Genomic DNA, 14,602 nt, shown 5'->3' with positions numbered 1-14,602 from the left:
AACTGTGTTTTCATACAGTATAAACTGGTTTTATATACAGTAAAGTCCTGGGTGCAAAATCAGAACAATTTTTTTGACCAGCCTAGCTTTGAGCTTAATGTGTTGAAATAGCTGTAATCTTTCGGATGAATCAAGTTCAGGTGGTAATCACACCTGCGAATAAGCACATCTTCACCTTCCTGAATTGGCAGCGCTATCTGGCTGTCGCAGCTGATCTCCAGGTCGTTACGGCGGTGCGAGAAGCGCAGACGGATCGTGCTGTCGCCGTTGATGACCAGCGGGCGGGCGGAGAGCGTGTGCGGGAACATCGGCACCAGGGTAATGGCGTCCAGAGAGGGGGTCAGGATCGGGCCGCCGGCAGACAGCGAGTAGGCGGTTGAGCCGGTCGGGGTGGAGATAATCAGCCCGTCAGAACGCTGGGAGAAGGCAAAGATCTCGTCGATATAGACTTCAAACTCGATCATGTGCGCCACTTTTCCGGGATGAAGAACCACCTCGTTAATCGCGGTGCTGATGCGCTTCTGACAGTCCTGCTGGCACACCTGCGCCTCCAGTAAAAAGCGTTTTTCACTGATATAGTGGCCTTCCAGCACGTCGGCCAGCTGCTGCTGGGCATTGTCCGGGTCGAGATCGGTTAAAAAACCGAGATTGCCACGGTTGATGCCTATGACCTTGATGTCATAACGCGCCAGCGTGCGTGCCGCGCCTAGCATGTTGCCGTCGCCGCCCACCACCACGGCGAGATCGGCCTGTTGGCCAATTTCCGCCAGCGTGCCGGTTTTGACGCTCTTCAGCTGCAGCTCCTGAGCAATCTGCTGCTCGACCATCACTTCATAGCCTTTGCTACACAACCAGCGATACAACATTTCATGTGTCGTTAGTGCGGTAGGGTGACGCGGATGCCCGACGATCCCAATACACCTGAAATGATTATTCATTTTCTGGAGGTCCTTGTGCCTGATGAATGATGACAATCTGTCTTGTTCCCTTGAATCCCGGAAACTGATCCCCATAATAAGCGAAGTTAGCGAGATGAATGCAGAAAAACGCGGAGAAATTCATGAGTAGTAAAGAACAGAAAACGCCTGAGGGGCAAGCCCCTGAAGAAATTATCACGGAACAGCACGATGAAGTTGAGGCTGTAGAGCCAGACGCATCTGCTGAGCAGGTGGACCCGCGCGATGAAAAAATTGCGAATCTGGAAGCCCAACTGGTAGAAGCACAGAATCGCGAACGCGAGAGTGTTCTGCGCATCAAGGCGGAAATGGAAAACCTGCGTCGTCGTACCGAGCAGGACGTTGAGAAGGCGCACAAGTTCGCGCTGGAGAAATTCGTCAACGAACTGCTGCCGGTGATCGATAGCCTCGATCGCGCACTGGAAGTGGCTGACAAAGCGAATCCGGACAACGCGGCGATGATCGAAGGCATCGAACTGACGCTGAAATCCATGCTCGACGTGGTGCGTAAGTTTGGCGTGGAAGTGATTGCCGATACAGACGTTCCGCTGGATCCAAACGTTCACCAGGCGATTGCGATGGTTGAATCTGAAGAGATTGAAGCCGGTAAAGTGCTGGGCGTAATGCAGAAAGGTTACACCCTGAACGGCCGTACCATTCGCGCGGCGATGGTGACCGTGGCGAAAGCGAAAGCGTAATTCGCTATCCGTAGTGCCGGGTAGCGGCGTTCGCCTTACCCGGCCTACAACCTTACTCCGCGATACTTTCGCGCAGGGGTTTTACGGGCAGGACTTTCACCTGCTTAATCATATTGTCCTGCACGTCCAGGATATCAATATCATACTGCTCAATGCGCACCCGCGTGCCCGCTGCCGGGATCTCTTCCAGCGCTTCCAGAATCATCCCGTTAATGGTGCGAGCCTCATCTTCCGGTAAATGCCAGTTAAAGGCTTTGTTGAGTTCACGAATGTTTGCGCTGCCGTCAATCAGCACCGAGCCATCGTTTTGCGGGGTGACCTCTTCCGCGAGGGAAGGCGACATTGAGGTAGTAAAGTCCCCGACAATCTCTTCCAGAATATCTTCGACCGTCACCAGCCCCTGGATATCGCCGTACTCGTTGACCACCAGGCCGACCTTCTTCTTGTTTCGCTGGAATTTTACCAGCTGCGTGCTGAGCGGCGTTCCTTCCGGCACGTAGTAAATTTCGTCGGCGGCGCGCAGCATCACCTCTTTGGTGAACTCTTTTTTCTCGGTCATCAGACGGTAGGCTTCGCGCACGCGGAGCATGCTGATGGCGTCATCCAGTGAATCACGATAGAGCACAATGCGCCCGTGCGGGGAGTGCGTCAGCTGGCGAACGATGGCTTTCCAGTCGTCATTAATGTCGATACCGACGATTTCGTTACGCGGCACCATGATGTCGTTCACGCTCACCTTTTCCAGATCCAGCACCGACAGGAGCATGTCCTGATTGCGTCGGGAGATCTGCGAGCGGGATTCATTCACAATGGTGCGCAGCTCCTCTTTGCTGAGTGCGCTGCTGATGGTGACATCGGCTTTAATTCCCACCATCCGCATCAGGACGCGCGTCACCATGTTCAGCAGCCAGACCAGCGGCATCATCAGGATCAACAGCGGCGCCAGCAGGAAGCTGCTCGGGTAGGCGACTTTCTCAGGGTAAAGCGCGGCGATGGTTTTCGGCAGCACTTCGGCAAACACCAGCACCACGAACGTCAGCACGCCGGTGGCAATCGCCACCCCGGCATTGCCGTAGAGGCGCATCCCGACGATGGTGCCGAGGGCAGAGGCCAGAATGTTGACGAGGTTGTTGCCGATGAGCACCAGGCTTATAAGGCGATCCGGCTTGCGGAGCAGCTTTTCAACGCGACGTGCGGCACGGTTACCCTGTTTAGCACGATGACGTAACCGGTAGCGGTTTAAGGTCATCATGCCGGTTTCCGAGCCGGAGAAATAGGCGGAGATGACCACCATGACGATCAGGATAACGATCAGCGTGGTGGTAGAGATGTGTTCCAGGGGGAACTCCTTTGTTTCTTAGCCAGCAAATTGCTGTATGAAGCGGCTGCCAAAATAGGCAAGGGTGAGAATGCCCGCACCCGCGACGTTGAACCAGACCACGCGACGACCGCGCCAGCCTTCATGATAATGGCCCCATAACAGGACAATATAGACAAACCACGCGATGATGGAGAGCACCGCTTTATCGATATTCTCCACGCTGAACAGGTTCTTCATGTAAAACAGCCCCGTGCAGAGCGTGAGCGTCAGCAGCACCACCCCCACCTGGGTGATGTGGAACATCTTACGCTCAATGACCATCAGCGGCGGCATTTCATGGTTAAAGGCCAGCTTTTTGTTTTTCAGCTGGTAGTCAATCCAGGCGAGCTGCATGGCGTAAAGCGCGGCGATAATCAGCGTCGCGTAGGCAAAGAGCGACAGGCCGATATGCACCAGCATCCCCGGCGTCGCCTCCAGATGCGTAATGAACTCATTAGGCATAAAGGTGGCGAGGGCCAGATTGATCAGCGCGAAGGTGTAGACAATTGGCAGCAGCAGCCAGCCGCGATTTTTAGACGCGACGATGGTCATTACCGTACAGATCATCAGGCTGACCAGCGAGCCGACGTTGAGGACGCTCAGGTTTTGCACGCTGCCGTCACCGGGGATGATGCGTGATTCCAGCGCAAAGGCGTGGCTAATCAGTGCGATCACCGCCGAAAGAATAGCCATGCGCCGCCAGCCGCTGTTTTTTTGCAGCAGTCCGGGAATAATCAGCGCTAGGCTGACAGAGTAGGCAACAAGGGCGATCAGTGCGAAAACAGGCATATAGGCATCGACAGTTGTCTTAATAAGAAAGAGAAGCAGTATAACGTTACGTGACGCCTGCTCCAACCGTTGCATAACAACAAAGGCGCCTTCATGTTATACTCCGGCAAAATTCTGTGTATGTGTCGCTCAATGCGACCCAACGTTTCTACTCAGGCGAGAGACAATGTTTGATAATTTAACCGATCGTTTGTCGCGCACGCTGCGCAACATCAGCGGCCGCGGACGCCTTACTGAAGAGAACATCAAGGAAACGCTGCGCGAAGTGCGCATGGCGCTGCTGGAAGCAGACGTCGCGTTGCCGGTTGTTCGTGATTTTATCAACCGCGTAAAAGAGAAGGCGGTTGGTCATGAAGTTAACAAGAGCCTGACCCCGGGTCAGGAGTTCGTCAAAATCGTTCGTAATGAACTGGTTTCGGCGATGGGCGAAGAGAACCAGGTGCTTAACCTGGCCGCTCAGCCACCGGCCGTGGTGCTGATGGCGGGCCTGCAGGGGGCGGGTAAAACCACCAGCGTCGGTAAGCTGGGTAAATTCCTGCGCGAAAAGCACAAGAAGAAAGTGCTGGTGGTCTCTGCGGACGTCTATCGCCCGGCGGCGATCAAGCAGCTGGAAACTCTGGCTGAGCAGGTTGGCGTGGATTTCTTCCCGTCCGACGTGGCGCAGAAGCCTGTCGACATCGTTAACGCCGCGCTGAAAGAGGCGAAGCTCAAATTCTACGACGTGCTGCTGGTGGATACCGCCGGTCGTCTGCACGTTGACGAAGCGATGATGGACGAGATCAAGCAGGTGCACGCCTCTATCAACCCGGTAGAGACCCTGTTTGTTGTCGACGCCATGACCGGTCAGGATGCGGCGAATACCGCGAAAGCATTTAACGAAGCGCTGCCGTTAACCGGCGTCGTGCTGACCAAAGTGGACGGTGACGCCCGCGGCGGTGCGGCCCTCTCGATTCGCCACATCACCGGCAAGCCGATCAAATTCCTAGGCGTGGGCGAGAAAACCGAAGCGCTGGAGCCGTTCCACCCGGACCGTATTGCCTCCCGTATCCTCGGCATGGGCGACGTGCTGTCTCTGATCGAAGATATCGAGAGCAAGGTTGACCGCGCGCAGGCTGAGAAACTCGCCAGCAAGCTGAAAAAAGGAGACGGGTTCGATCTCACCGACTTCCTTGAGCAGCTGCGTCAGATGAAAAACATGGGCGGCATGGCCAGCCTGATGGGCAAACTGCCGGGCATGGGCCAGATCCCTGACAACGTGAAAGCGCAGATGGATGACAAGGTGCTGGTGCGTATGGAGGCGATCATCAACTCGATGACGCTGAAAGAGCGCGCTAACCCGGACATCATCAAAGGTTCCCGTAAACGCCGTATCGCAGCCGGTTGCGGCATGCAGGTGCAGGACGTTAACCGCCTTCTGAAACAGTTCGACGACATGCAGCGCATGATGAAGAAAATGAAGAAAGGCGGCATGGCGAAGATGATGCGTGGGATGAAAGGGATGATGCCTCCCGGTTTTCCAGGGCGTTAATCGCTTTTGAGATTGCTTTTTGCCCGAAAATGAGTAAAATTTTCGGGCTTTTAATATGACACCCGGGCTCCGTTCCTCGATGGGGCCCGGTTGTTTTATTCACACAAGAGGATGTTATGGTAACTATTCGTTTAGCACGTCACGGCGCTAAAAAGCGTCCGTTCTACCAGGTTGTTGTGACTGACAGCCGTAATGCACGCAACGGTCGCTTCATCGAGCGCGTTGGTTTCTTCAACCCACTGGCCGCTGGCGCAGAAGAAGAAACTCGTCTGGATCTGGATCGTATCGCTCACTGGGTTGGCCAGGGCGCTACTGTTTCCGATCGCGTTGCTACGCTGATCAAAGCAGCAAACAAAGCAGCTTAATCTGTCACGGTGGTCATGATGAGCAGTAAAGCACCTGTTGAACCGATCGTATTGGGAAAAATGGGTTCTTGCTACGGTATCCGTGGTTGGCTCAGAGTGTTTTCCTCCACTGAAGACGCTGATAGCATTTTTGATTACCAGCCCTGGTTTATCCAGAAAGGCGGTAAGTGGGAAGAGGTCGAGCTGGAAAGCTGGCGTCACCACAATCAGGACATCATCATCAAGCTGAAAGGCGTTGACGATCGTGATGCCGCGAATGCGCTGACTAATTGTGAAATCGTCGTGGATTCGTCGCAGTTGCCAAAGCTGGAAGAGGGCGACTACTACTGGAAAGACCTTATGGGTTGCCAGGTGGTCACTACCGAAGGCTACAGCCTGGGGAAAGTCATCGATATGATGGAAACCGGGTCAAATGACGTTCTCGTCATTAAGGCAAACCTGAAAGATGCATTTGGCATCAAGGAGCGGTTGGTCCCGTTCCTCGATGGACAGGTTATCAAGAAAGTCGATCTCACTACTCAAACCATTGAAGTAGATTGGGATCCTGGTTTTTAAATTCTCCGGATAAACGGTAAAAGACGGCGCTATGTGGATTGGCATAATTAGCCTGTTTCCTGAAATGTTCCGCGCGATTACCGATTACGGGGTAACTGGCCGGGCAGTAAAGAATGGCCTGCTGAGCATCCAGAGCTGGAGTCCTCGTGACTTTACTCATGACCGGCACCGTACCGTGGACGATCGTCCTTACGGCGGTGGACCGGGGATGCTAATGATGGTGCAACCCTTACGGGACGCCATTCACACAGCAAAAGCCGCGGCAGGTGAAGGCGCAAAGGTGATTTATCTGTCACCTCAGGGACGCAAGCTTGATCAAGCGGGCGTGAGCGAACTGGCGACGAATCAAAAGCTGATTCTGGTCTGTGGGCGCTACGAAGGGATAGATGAGCGCGTAATTCAAACCGAGATTGACGAAGAATGGTCTATCGGCGATTACGTTCTCAGCGGTGGTGAGTTACCGGCAATGACGCTGATTGACTCCGTCGCCCGGTTTATTCCGGGTGTTCTGGGCCATGAAGCTTCGGCAACGGAAGATTCCTTTGCCGACGGGTTGCTGGACTGTCCACACTATACTCGTCCTGAAGTGTTAGAAGGGATGGAAGTTCCGGCAGTGTTACTGTCTGGAAACCATGCCGAGATACGTCGCTGGCGTTTGAAACAGTCGCTGGGCCGAACCTGGCTTAGAAGACCTGAACTTCTGGAAAACCTGGCTCTGACTGAAGAGCAAGCAAAGTTGCTGGCCGAGTTCAAAACTGAACACGCGCACCAGCAGCATGAACATGATGGGAATGCGTAATACGCTCCCGAATATCAGTTTACCCAGGATAAGAGATTAAATTATGAGCAACATTATTAAGCAACTTGAACAAGAGCAGATGAAGCAGGACGTACCTTCCTTCCGTCCAGGTGACACCGTGGAAGTGAAAGTATGGGTTGTTGAAGGTTCCAAAAAACGTCTGCAGGCATTCGAGGGCGTGGTTATCGCTATTCGTAACCGCGGTCTGCACTCTGCATTCACTGTTCGTAAAATTTCCAACGGCGAAGGCGTTGAGCGTGTCTTCCAGACTCACTCTCCGGTAGTTGACAGCATTGCTGTTAAACGTCGTGGTGCTGTACGTAAAGCTAAACTGTACTACCTGCGTGAGCGTACTGGTAAGTCTGCTCGTATTAAAGAGCGTCTGAACTAAGATTCGCTTAAGCGACATCCTGTTAGAAAGGGCTGGCCGAAAGGCTGGCCCTTTTTTTATCCCATCGCACCTCTCGAGTTAACCCTTTCGTCATAAATCCTTTACAATGCTTGCCTCTTGAGTGGAGGGGAAGTGGATAACGTACTGCATCAGCCTGACCGGAAACGCGCAGCGGCATTGATCGCGCTGTTTGCGATCCTGCTGATCGTGGTGGCGCCGCTGATCTCCGTCTCGTTGCAGAAAGATCCCATGAGCGCCATGCCGGGCATGCATCATGACATGAGCATGATGTCGATGGACGAGCATCACGGCGATATGCCGCACTCGATGCCTGTCGACCATGCGGAAGCCTGTGGCTACTGCGTGCTGTTAGCGCATGTCCCTGGCGTGATGCTGGCGCTGATCGTCTTGCTCAGCGTGGTGCTGCAGAGGCTTCGCGTTAAGCCGCCGCGTCAGGCGGTCAACCACTGGCACTTCTTCCCCTGGCTTTACCCGGATACCCGCGCGCCGCCGCGGCAGTCTGCTTTTTCCCTTTAAAAACAAAATCGATAACTTTTTGCCTTAAAAAGGAAAAGTATGACTACCTGCACCTCGCGCGCGGCATGGGGAAACCTGCTGCGTCGCCTTCATTTCTACGTTGGGCTGTTTGTCGGCCCGTTTATCTTCTTCGCCGCGCTGACCGGGACGCTGTATGTGGCGACCCCGCAGCTGGAGAATGCGCTCTACCGGCATGCGCTCCACGCGGATTCCGTGGGCGAGCCGCAGCCTCTGGCCGAACAAATCGCCGTGGCGGAAAAAACCGTTGGATCAGATTTACGTTTGCACGCCGTTCGTCCGGGGCTGGCTGAAGGCGAAACCACCCGCGTGATGTTCGCTGACCCGAAACTTGGGTCATCGGAGAACCGCGCTATCTTCGTGGATCCGGTAAGCCTGACGGTACTGGGAGATATGACGGTATACGGCACCAGCGGGATTTTACCGCTGCGTCAGACCATTGATTACCTCCACACCTCTCTGATGTTGGGCGACGTGGGGAGGCTCTACAGCGAGCTTGCAGCCTCCTGGATGTGGGTTGCCGCGCTGGGCGGTATTGCCCTGTGGTTTTATACCCGACCCAAACGGCGGATCAACAATCGCTTCCAGAACCGGCGTCGGGTGCACGTGACGCTGGGCTGGGTTCTGCTGGGTGGAATGCTGCTGTTCTCCGCAACCGGCCTGACCTGGTCCCAGTGGGCTGGCGGGAACGTGGATAAGCTGCGTGCAGAGATGAACTGGCTCACCCCGCAGGTGAACACGACGCTATCCGGCCAACATGAGGTTATGGATGAACATGCCGAACATCGCGGTCATCACGGTGGGATGATGATGCCGGAAATGGCGATGGATTTGACGCAGTTTGACGGGGTATTAAGCGCGGCGCGTAACGCGGGGATTGATGCCAGCAAGCTGGAGATCCGCCCGGCGAAAACAATGGATCGTGCCTGGACCGTAACGGAAATCGATCGCAGCTGGCCGACTCAGGTGGACGCCGTTGCGGTAGATCCCCATACGATGCAGGTCCTGGACAGAACCCGATTCGAGGATTTCCCGTTAATGGCAAAACTGACCCGCTGGGGCGTGGATTTCCATATGGGGATCTTATTCGGCCTGGTGAATCAGCTGCTGCTCGTGGCATTCGGCCTCGCCCTGTGCGTGCTCATTATCTGGGGATACCGGATGTGGTGGATGCGTCGTCCTGCGCAATCGGCAGTGAGTCCGGTACAGACGCTTTGTCAGAGCTGGCTGGCGCTGTCAGGATGGGGAAGAGGGGTTACGCTGATAATCAGCGTACTGCTGGGGCTGGCCCTGCCGGTGATGGGCGTGAGTCTGGCGCTGTTTATTCTGGTGGACTGGCTGCGCTGGCGAGCGGCAACCAGGGTGACGCTCGCCGAATCATCCGCTAAATAACCCTATGGCGTGCTGATCACCACTGCGACGCGGCGGTTTTCAGCGCGCCCTTGCGGGGTACTGTTGCTCGCCACCGGGTATTTTTGACCTAATCCTCGCGTGGTGAGATTGCTGCGCGGGATATTTGCACCCTTCGCCCAGGCATCGGCCACGGCGTTGGCGCGTTTTAACGACAGCGCTTCGTTGTAGCTTTCTTCCCCGTAGTTATCCGTGTGACCGTCCATTCGCGCATGGGTCAGGCCGGTTTCCGCCAGGCGAGAGGCCATGGACTGGATCTGCGTTTCACTCTCAGAACGCAGTCTGGCGTCATTTTTATCAAACAGGATGGTGTCCGACATGCCAAGCGACCAGTCACCGTTCAGTTCGTTAAAACCGTAAGACTTCATCGCCGCAATTTGCTCAGGAGTGAATTTGCCTTCCGGCGGCGACTGACAGCCTGCCAGAACCAGTGAGGCCAGTACTAACGGCGCGAAGTAACGTTTTAACATAGTGTATCCTTTCTAACTTATTGTTTTCGTACGCTGGTTTTTAACCTGGTACATATTGCGGTCAGCCCTCTCCAGTAATGCTTCCACGGAAGCATTTTCCCACGCCAGAGCAAAGCCAATGCTGAGTGACATCGATGCTTTTTGCCCGTTATGAAGATCAAACGGACGAATAAACTGCTGCGAAAGCGCAGCACAAATGTGTTGAACCTCAAGCTCAGAGTGAACGCCGTACAGCACCATGGCAAATTCGTCACCGCCAAGACGGTAAGACTGATGACGTTTGTCGCCAAACTCCATCATCCTGCTGGCGACTTCGATCAGCACGCAGTCTCCTGCCGCGTGGCCCCAGGTGTCGTTAATAAACTTAAAGTTATCACCGTCGAGGAAGAGCAGGGCCGAGTTTGTTCTGGCTGAAGGGTCGTTCATTAAGGCCGCAATGCTGTTACGAAACGCTGCGCGGTTGGCAAGACCGGTGAGCGGGTCGTGCATGGCGGTCCGCAACAGCTGGGCGTTTTTCGCCTGGAGCTTCAGCTGCCACTCTTCCATTTCATCCAGAAGACTGTTGAAGTCTTCGCCAAACTGGTGAAACTCTTCGATACGCCCGTCTTTCACCCGGCGGGAGAAGTTGCGGTTTGTGCGTACGTCATGCACGACGTCGGTAATGTTCTGCAGGGCCATAACCATCCCACGATGCAAAGACTGGGTAATGATAAGCGCGACGACGGCGGCAAAGAGAATGCAGCCGGTAAGTACGGCAAACGACGTCCAGATGAAGTGGCTGATCAAACTGTCACGCGCGGTAAGGCGGATTTCGCCGATCCTTAAGCCGTTATGCATGATGGGCTGCGCAACCGGTACGGGGAAAAGCCAGCGGCTGACCAGTGCGCCCAGCGTGTCGTTGTTATCTTCCGGGTTCCAGGACCAGTAGGCAAACCGCTTTTTATGCGCGTTAATCACCTCCGCCGCGGCAAACTGCCCCTGTTTGCCCAGGGCTGCAAGCGTTTCGTTGGCCGCCAGCGAGTCGTTGAAAACCAGCGAAGCTTCCAGGCTGTGGCTCATTGTGGCGCCGGTTAATTCGAGGTTCTTTTGCGCATATTGTTTTAACGTCACGACGGAAGCAAAACAGAGCAACAGCCATATTAACGTCATTGTGATAATGACGCTTATCATGCTGTTTCGCCTCAACGTTCTTTTAAACGTCGGACGTGGCGTTGAAGTGAAATCTTTATCCATGCTGCTTATTCCGTGCCAGCATTAATACATCCGGATTGACTCTTACGCCACTGCGCGTCAACGCATCCAGGTTGACGGAAAACCGTACCTGGCCGCGATCGATCATCAGGCAAAAGGCACTGCCAATTACACATTCCGGATTTTGCTCTGAGATTAATAGCAACGCTCTGCCCTGATATTGACTTATTAATTCAAGTTGTTTTGCCGGTGATTCAGACCCGAAATAAATCGCATCACACGTCGCGGCCAGAGCTTCCTGATCGTTACGTACAATAACGGGAGTATAGGGTAACTCGTTGTGCCCTTCGTCGCCGCTGAGCGCGTGCGTATAGTGAGAAGTGGCATAGACGCAAAGTTTAGGCTGCCCGGAAAGTGACGGCCATCGCGTATAGCTCACAATGCCTGAGACAATCGAGCGTACCGATTTATCCGTTTCCGTAAGCGTGCCTGCCGCCGCAGGGCCCACCATAAGGAACAGCATTAACACCAGAGTGAGTCGGAAAAAAGAGATCAAGAATAAATTTCTCACCAGAATCCGCCACATCGCTCCGGAAATAGATGTCCTTGAGAGTTGCGGGCAGAATACCATTGTTTATCAGAGCCGTCATTATGTCAGAAATAGCATCAGGCCAATCTAAGCTAAATCCTACAGTTGTTTATTTTTCGGTGGATAAAAATAGACTTAATTAAGTCTGCTGGAACGCATACTTTCATCCATCCCTTCCTGCCATGACGCACGCAGTTTTGCCGCGTTTTCGGCAGTATCGCAACTGGCAGGGAAAGATTTGCCCGCTAATCCCCAGGCGTGAATAAACCCTTCTTCGCAGACTTTCTTTTGGCCGTCAGCGTAGCCGCGAAGATATTCACTACGATCAACGTGGGTGTCGTTAAAACTATCGGCCAGGGTCTGGTTATCTTTAACCGGCAGGCCATTCATGGCGTCTTCTTTACCTGCATCAAACCAGGAGGGACTGGTCCAGTCGGGCTGAAAGGTATAAGGATTGATCTGGCAGCCCGTTAAAAACAGCGACAACAGCATGAGAGCAATTGAACGCATAGCCATTCTCCTTTTTTCTTCAGCATAGCCTGGCTTAAGAATATATGTCTGTAATTTAAAGTTTACGTTTTTTGGCGGCTGTTTTTTGCAATAAATTGGCTTATGTAAAGTAATGTGTACGTATTTTGGATTGAAATGTTTACTTTTTATGGTATCGTGGTTTCACCTCATTGAGGAAAACAACTATCGCAAACGAGCTTTACAGGATCGCCATCATGCAAAAAGACGCGCTGAACAACGTACATATCACTGACGAACAGGTTTTAATTACCCCGGATCAACTGAAAGCAGAATTTCCGCTGAGCGTCGCGCAGGAGGCTCAGATTGAGCACTCGCGTCAGACCATCTCAAATATCATCGCCGGCCGCGATCCGCGCCTGCTGGTGGTGTGTGGTCCTTGCTCCATTCACGATCCTGAAACCGCCATTGAGTACGCTCGTCGATTTAAAGCATTAGCGGAGGAGGTCAGCGATAGCCTCTATCTGGTGATGCGCGTCTATTTTGAGAAGCCACGTACTACCGTCGGCTGGAAAGGGTTGATTAACGATCCGCACATGGATGGCTCGTTTGATGTGGAAGCAGGCCTGAAGATTGCGCGTCGCCTGCTGGTGGAGCTGGTCAGCATGGGGCTGCCGCTGGCAACCGAAGCGCTGGATCCGAACAGCCCGCAGTACCTGGGCGATCTGTTCAGCTGGTCCGCGATTGGCGCGCGTACCACGGAATCGCAAACCCACCGCGAGATGGCGTCTGGCCTGTCGATGCCGGTTGGCTTTAAAAACGGTACCGATGGCAGCCTGGCGACGGCGATTAATGCCATGCGCGCTGCCGCCATGCCGCACCGTTTCGTCGGTATCAACCAGGCAGGCCAGGTATGCCTCCTGCAAACGCAGGGTAACCCGGACGGCCACGTGATCCTGCGCGGCGGTAAAGCCCCTAACTACAGCCCGGCGGACGTGGCCCAGTGTGAAAAAGAGATGGAGCAGGCGGGACTGCGCCCGGCACTGATGGTAGATTGCAGTCATGGTAACTCGAATAAAGATTACCGTCGCCAGCCTGCGGTTGCGGAATCCGTGGTCGCACAGATCAAAGATGGCAATCGTTCGATTATCGGTCTGATGATTGAAAGCAATATTCATGAAGGCAATCAATCATCTGAACAACCGCGCAGCGCCATGAAGCACGGCGTCTCCGTGACGGATGCCTGCATCAGCTGGGAGACGACCGATGCACTGCTGCGTGAGATCCATAAAGATTTAAACGGCCAGCTGGCGACGCGTCTGGCTTAAGAGGGTAGTTATGGTTGCTGAATTGACCGCACTGCGCGATCAAATTGATGAAGTGGATAAGGCGCTGCTGGATCTGCTGGCGCGCCGCATGGCGCTGGTTGCCGAAGTCGGTGAGGTGAAAAGCAAATACGGCCTGCCGATTTACGTCCCGGAGCGCGAAGCCTCTATGCTCGCCTCCCGCCGTAAAGAGGCGCAGGCGCTGGGCGTTTCGCCGGATTTGATTGAGGATGTTCTGCGTCGCGTGATGCGGGAGTCCTATTCCAGCGAAAACGACAAGGGCTTTAAAACTCTCTGTCCTTCCCTGCGTCCGGTCGTGATTGTCGGCGGTGCTGGGCAGATGGGGCGCCTGTTTGAAAAGATGCTTACGCTTTCTGGCTATCAGGTGCGCATTCTGGAAAAAGAGGACTGGGCGCATGCTCCGGAACTCATGAAAGATGCAGGGATGGTTATCGTCAGCGTGCCGATCCACGTGACGGAGCAAATCATCGGGAAGCTGCCTCCTTTACCGAAAGATTGCATCCTGGTGGATCTGGCCTCCGTCAAAAATGGTCCGCTGCAGGCAATGCTGGCTGCTCATACGGGTCCGGTGCTGGGTCTGCACCCGATGTTTGGCCCGGACAGCGGCAGCCTGGCTAAGCAGGTGGTGGTTTACTGCGACGGTCGTCAGCCGGAAGCCTATCAGTGGTTCCTGGAACAGATTCAGGTATGGGGGGCACGACTGCACCGCATCAGCGCGGTTGAGCACGACCAGAACATGGCGTTCATTCAGGCGCTGCGCCACTTTGCCACGTTTGCCTACGGTCTGCATCTGGCGGAAGAGAACGTACAGCTTGAACAGCTTCTGGCGCTCTCTTCACCTATCTATCGTCTGGAGCTGGCGATGGTCGGGCGTCTCTTTGCGCAGGATCCGCAGCTTTACGCGGACATTATTATGTCCTCCGAGAACAACCTGGCGCTGATCAAGCGCTACTATCAGCGCTTTGGTGAAGCCATTACGCTGCTGGAGCACGGAGACAAGCAGGCGTTTATCGATAGCTTCCGCAAGGTCGAGCACTGGTTTGGCGATTACGCGCAGCGTTTCCAGAATGAGAGTCGGACTTTATTGCGCCAGGCAAATGACAGTCGCCAGTAATGCGATGATGTATATACT

Annotated in this window: 17 protein-coding genes; 10 read left to right on the top strand and 7 right to left on the bottom strand. The window is 54.2% G+C overall.

Annotated features, from left to right (window positions below):
• Positions 1-59: 59 nt before the first annotated feature.
• Complete coding sequence (nadK, locus tag KGP22_RS17035; RefSeq protein WP_008502500.1) at positions 60-938, bottom strand: NAD(+) kinase; 879 nt, start codon at positions 936-938, stop codon at positions 60-62.
• Positions 939-1,060: 122 nt separating this feature from the next.
• Between nadK and grpE the strand changes: the two genes are divergently transcribed.
• A complete protein-coding gene (gene grpE, locus KGP22_RS17030; RefSeq protein ID WP_136195203.1) occupies positions 1,061-1,654 on the top strand; it encodes a nucleotide exchange factor GrpE in 594 nt (197 codons plus the stop codon).
• Positions 1,655-1,706: 52 nt separating this feature from the next.
• Here grpE and KGP22_RS17025 read toward each other — a convergent pair whose 3' ends face one another.
• Together KGP22_RS17025 and KGP22_RS17020 are read right to left on the bottom strand one after the other, a co-directional pair.
• Positions 1,707-2,993: an HlyC/CorC family transporter gene (locus KGP22_RS17025; protein WP_039263458.1), complete on the bottom strand. Its 1,287-nt coding sequence runs from the start codon at positions 2,991-2,993 to the stop codon at positions 1,707-1,709.
• Between the two features lie 18 nt (positions 2,994-3,011).
• On the bottom strand, positions 3,012-3,803 hold the full coding sequence (locus tag KGP22_RS17020) for an inner membrane protein YpjD (protein WP_032623031.1): 792 nt from the start codon (positions 3,801-3,803) through the stop codon (positions 3,012-3,014).
• Between the two features lie 166 nt (positions 3,804-3,969).
• Here KGP22_RS17020 and ffh point away from each other — a divergent pair, with 166 nt between their 5' ends.
• From ffh to KGP22_RS16985, 7 genes are all read left to right on the top strand, one after another.
• Complete coding sequence (gene ffh, locus KGP22_RS17015; RefSeq protein ID WP_014884878.1) at positions 3,970-5,331, top strand: signal recognition particle protein; 1,362 nt, start codon at positions 3,970-3,972, stop codon at positions 5,329-5,331.
• A gap of 116 nt (positions 5,332-5,447) precedes the next feature.
• Positions 5,448-5,696, top strand: a complete 249-nt coding sequence (gene rpsP / locus KGP22_RS17010; RefSeq protein WP_003863133.1) for a 30S ribosomal protein S16 — start codon at positions 5,448-5,450, stop codon at positions 5,694-5,696.
• 15 nt (positions 5,697-5,711) lie between these two features.
• Entirely contained in the window at positions 5,712-6,251 is a 540-nt protein-coding gene (rimM, locus tag KGP22_RS17005) for a ribosome maturation factor RimM (RefSeq protein ID WP_164850638.1), read from the top strand.
• A 31-nt stretch (positions 6,252-6,282) separates the two neighbouring features.
• The gene (gene trmD / locus KGP22_RS17000) at positions 6,283-7,050 is read left to right on the top strand and encodes a tRNA (guanosine(37)-N1)-methyltransferase TrmD (RefSeq protein ID WP_014832949.1); all 768 of its coding nucleotides are present in this window, start codon (positions 6,283-6,285) and stop codon (positions 7,048-7,050) included.
• Between the two features lie 43 nt (positions 7,051-7,093).
• Positions 7,094-7,441, top strand: coding sequence for a 50S ribosomal protein L19 (rplS, locus tag KGP22_RS16995; RefSeq protein WP_002914145.1), 348 nt, complete (start codon positions 7,094-7,096; stop codon positions 7,439-7,441).
• A gap of 132 nt (positions 7,442-7,573) precedes the next feature.
• A complete protein-coding gene (locus tag KGP22_RS16990; RefSeq protein ID WP_111964891.1) occupies positions 7,574-7,978 on the top strand; it encodes a DUF2946 domain-containing protein in 405 nt (134 codons plus the stop codon).
• A 39-nt stretch (positions 7,979-8,017) separates the two neighbouring features.
• Positions 8,018-9,388 (top strand): PepSY-associated TM helix domain-containing protein, encoded by a 1,371-nt coding sequence (locus tag KGP22_RS16985; protein WP_127732007.1) that lies wholly within the window; start codon positions 8,018-8,020, stop codon positions 9,386-9,388.
• A 2-nt stretch (positions 9,389-9,390) separates the two neighbouring features.
• Here KGP22_RS16985 and KGP22_RS16980 read toward each other — a convergent pair whose 3' ends face one another.
• From KGP22_RS16980 to KGP22_RS16965, 4 genes are all read right to left on the bottom strand, one after another.
• The gene (locus KGP22_RS16980; RefSeq protein ID WP_115876096.1) at positions 9,391-9,876 is read right to left on the bottom strand and encodes an OmpA family protein; all 486 of its coding nucleotides are present in this window, start codon (positions 9,874-9,876) and stop codon (positions 9,391-9,393) included.
• A 12-nt stretch (positions 9,877-9,888) separates the two neighbouring features.
• A complete protein-coding gene (dgcN, locus tag KGP22_RS16975) occupies positions 9,889-11,109 on the bottom strand; it encodes a diguanylate cyclase DgcN (RefSeq protein ID WP_115876095.1) in 1,221 nt (406 codons plus the stop codon).
• On the bottom strand, positions 11,102-11,653 hold the full coding sequence (locus KGP22_RS16970) for a YfiR family protein (RefSeq protein WP_223580273.1): 552 nt from the start codon (positions 11,651-11,653) through the stop codon (positions 11,102-11,104). The genes dgcN and KGP22_RS16970 overlap by 8 nt, the downstream gene beginning before the upstream one ends.
• 138 nt (positions 11,654-11,791) lie before the next feature.
• Entirely contained in the window at positions 11,792-12,166 is a 375-nt protein-coding gene (locus KGP22_RS16965; protein WP_111964896.1) for a DUF2799 domain-containing protein, read from the bottom strand.
• Between the two features lie 215 nt (positions 12,167-12,381).
• Between KGP22_RS16965 and aroF the strand changes: the two genes are divergently transcribed.
• Positions 12,382-13,452, top strand: coding sequence for a 3-deoxy-7-phosphoheptulonate synthase AroF (gene aroF / locus KGP22_RS16960; RefSeq protein ID WP_111964897.1), 1,071 nt, complete (start codon positions 12,382-12,384; stop codon positions 13,450-13,452).
• A 10-nt stretch (positions 13,453-13,462) separates the two neighbouring features.
• The gene (gene tyrA, locus KGP22_RS16955) at positions 13,463-14,584 is read left to right on the top strand and encodes a bifunctional chorismate mutase/prephenate dehydrogenase (protein ID WP_111964898.1); all 1,122 of its coding nucleotides are present in this window, start codon (positions 13,463-13,465) and stop codon (positions 14,582-14,584) included.
• Positions 14,585-14,602 lie beyond the last annotated feature (18 nt).

The sequence above is a fragment of the Enterobacter sp. JBIWA005 genome (assembly GCF_019968805.1).
GTDB classification, from domain to species: Bacteria; Pseudomonadota; Gammaproteobacteria; order Enterobacterales; family Enterobacteriaceae; genus Enterobacter; species Enterobacter vonholyi.
This window is presented reverse-complemented; position numbering and strand designations above follow the sequence as displayed.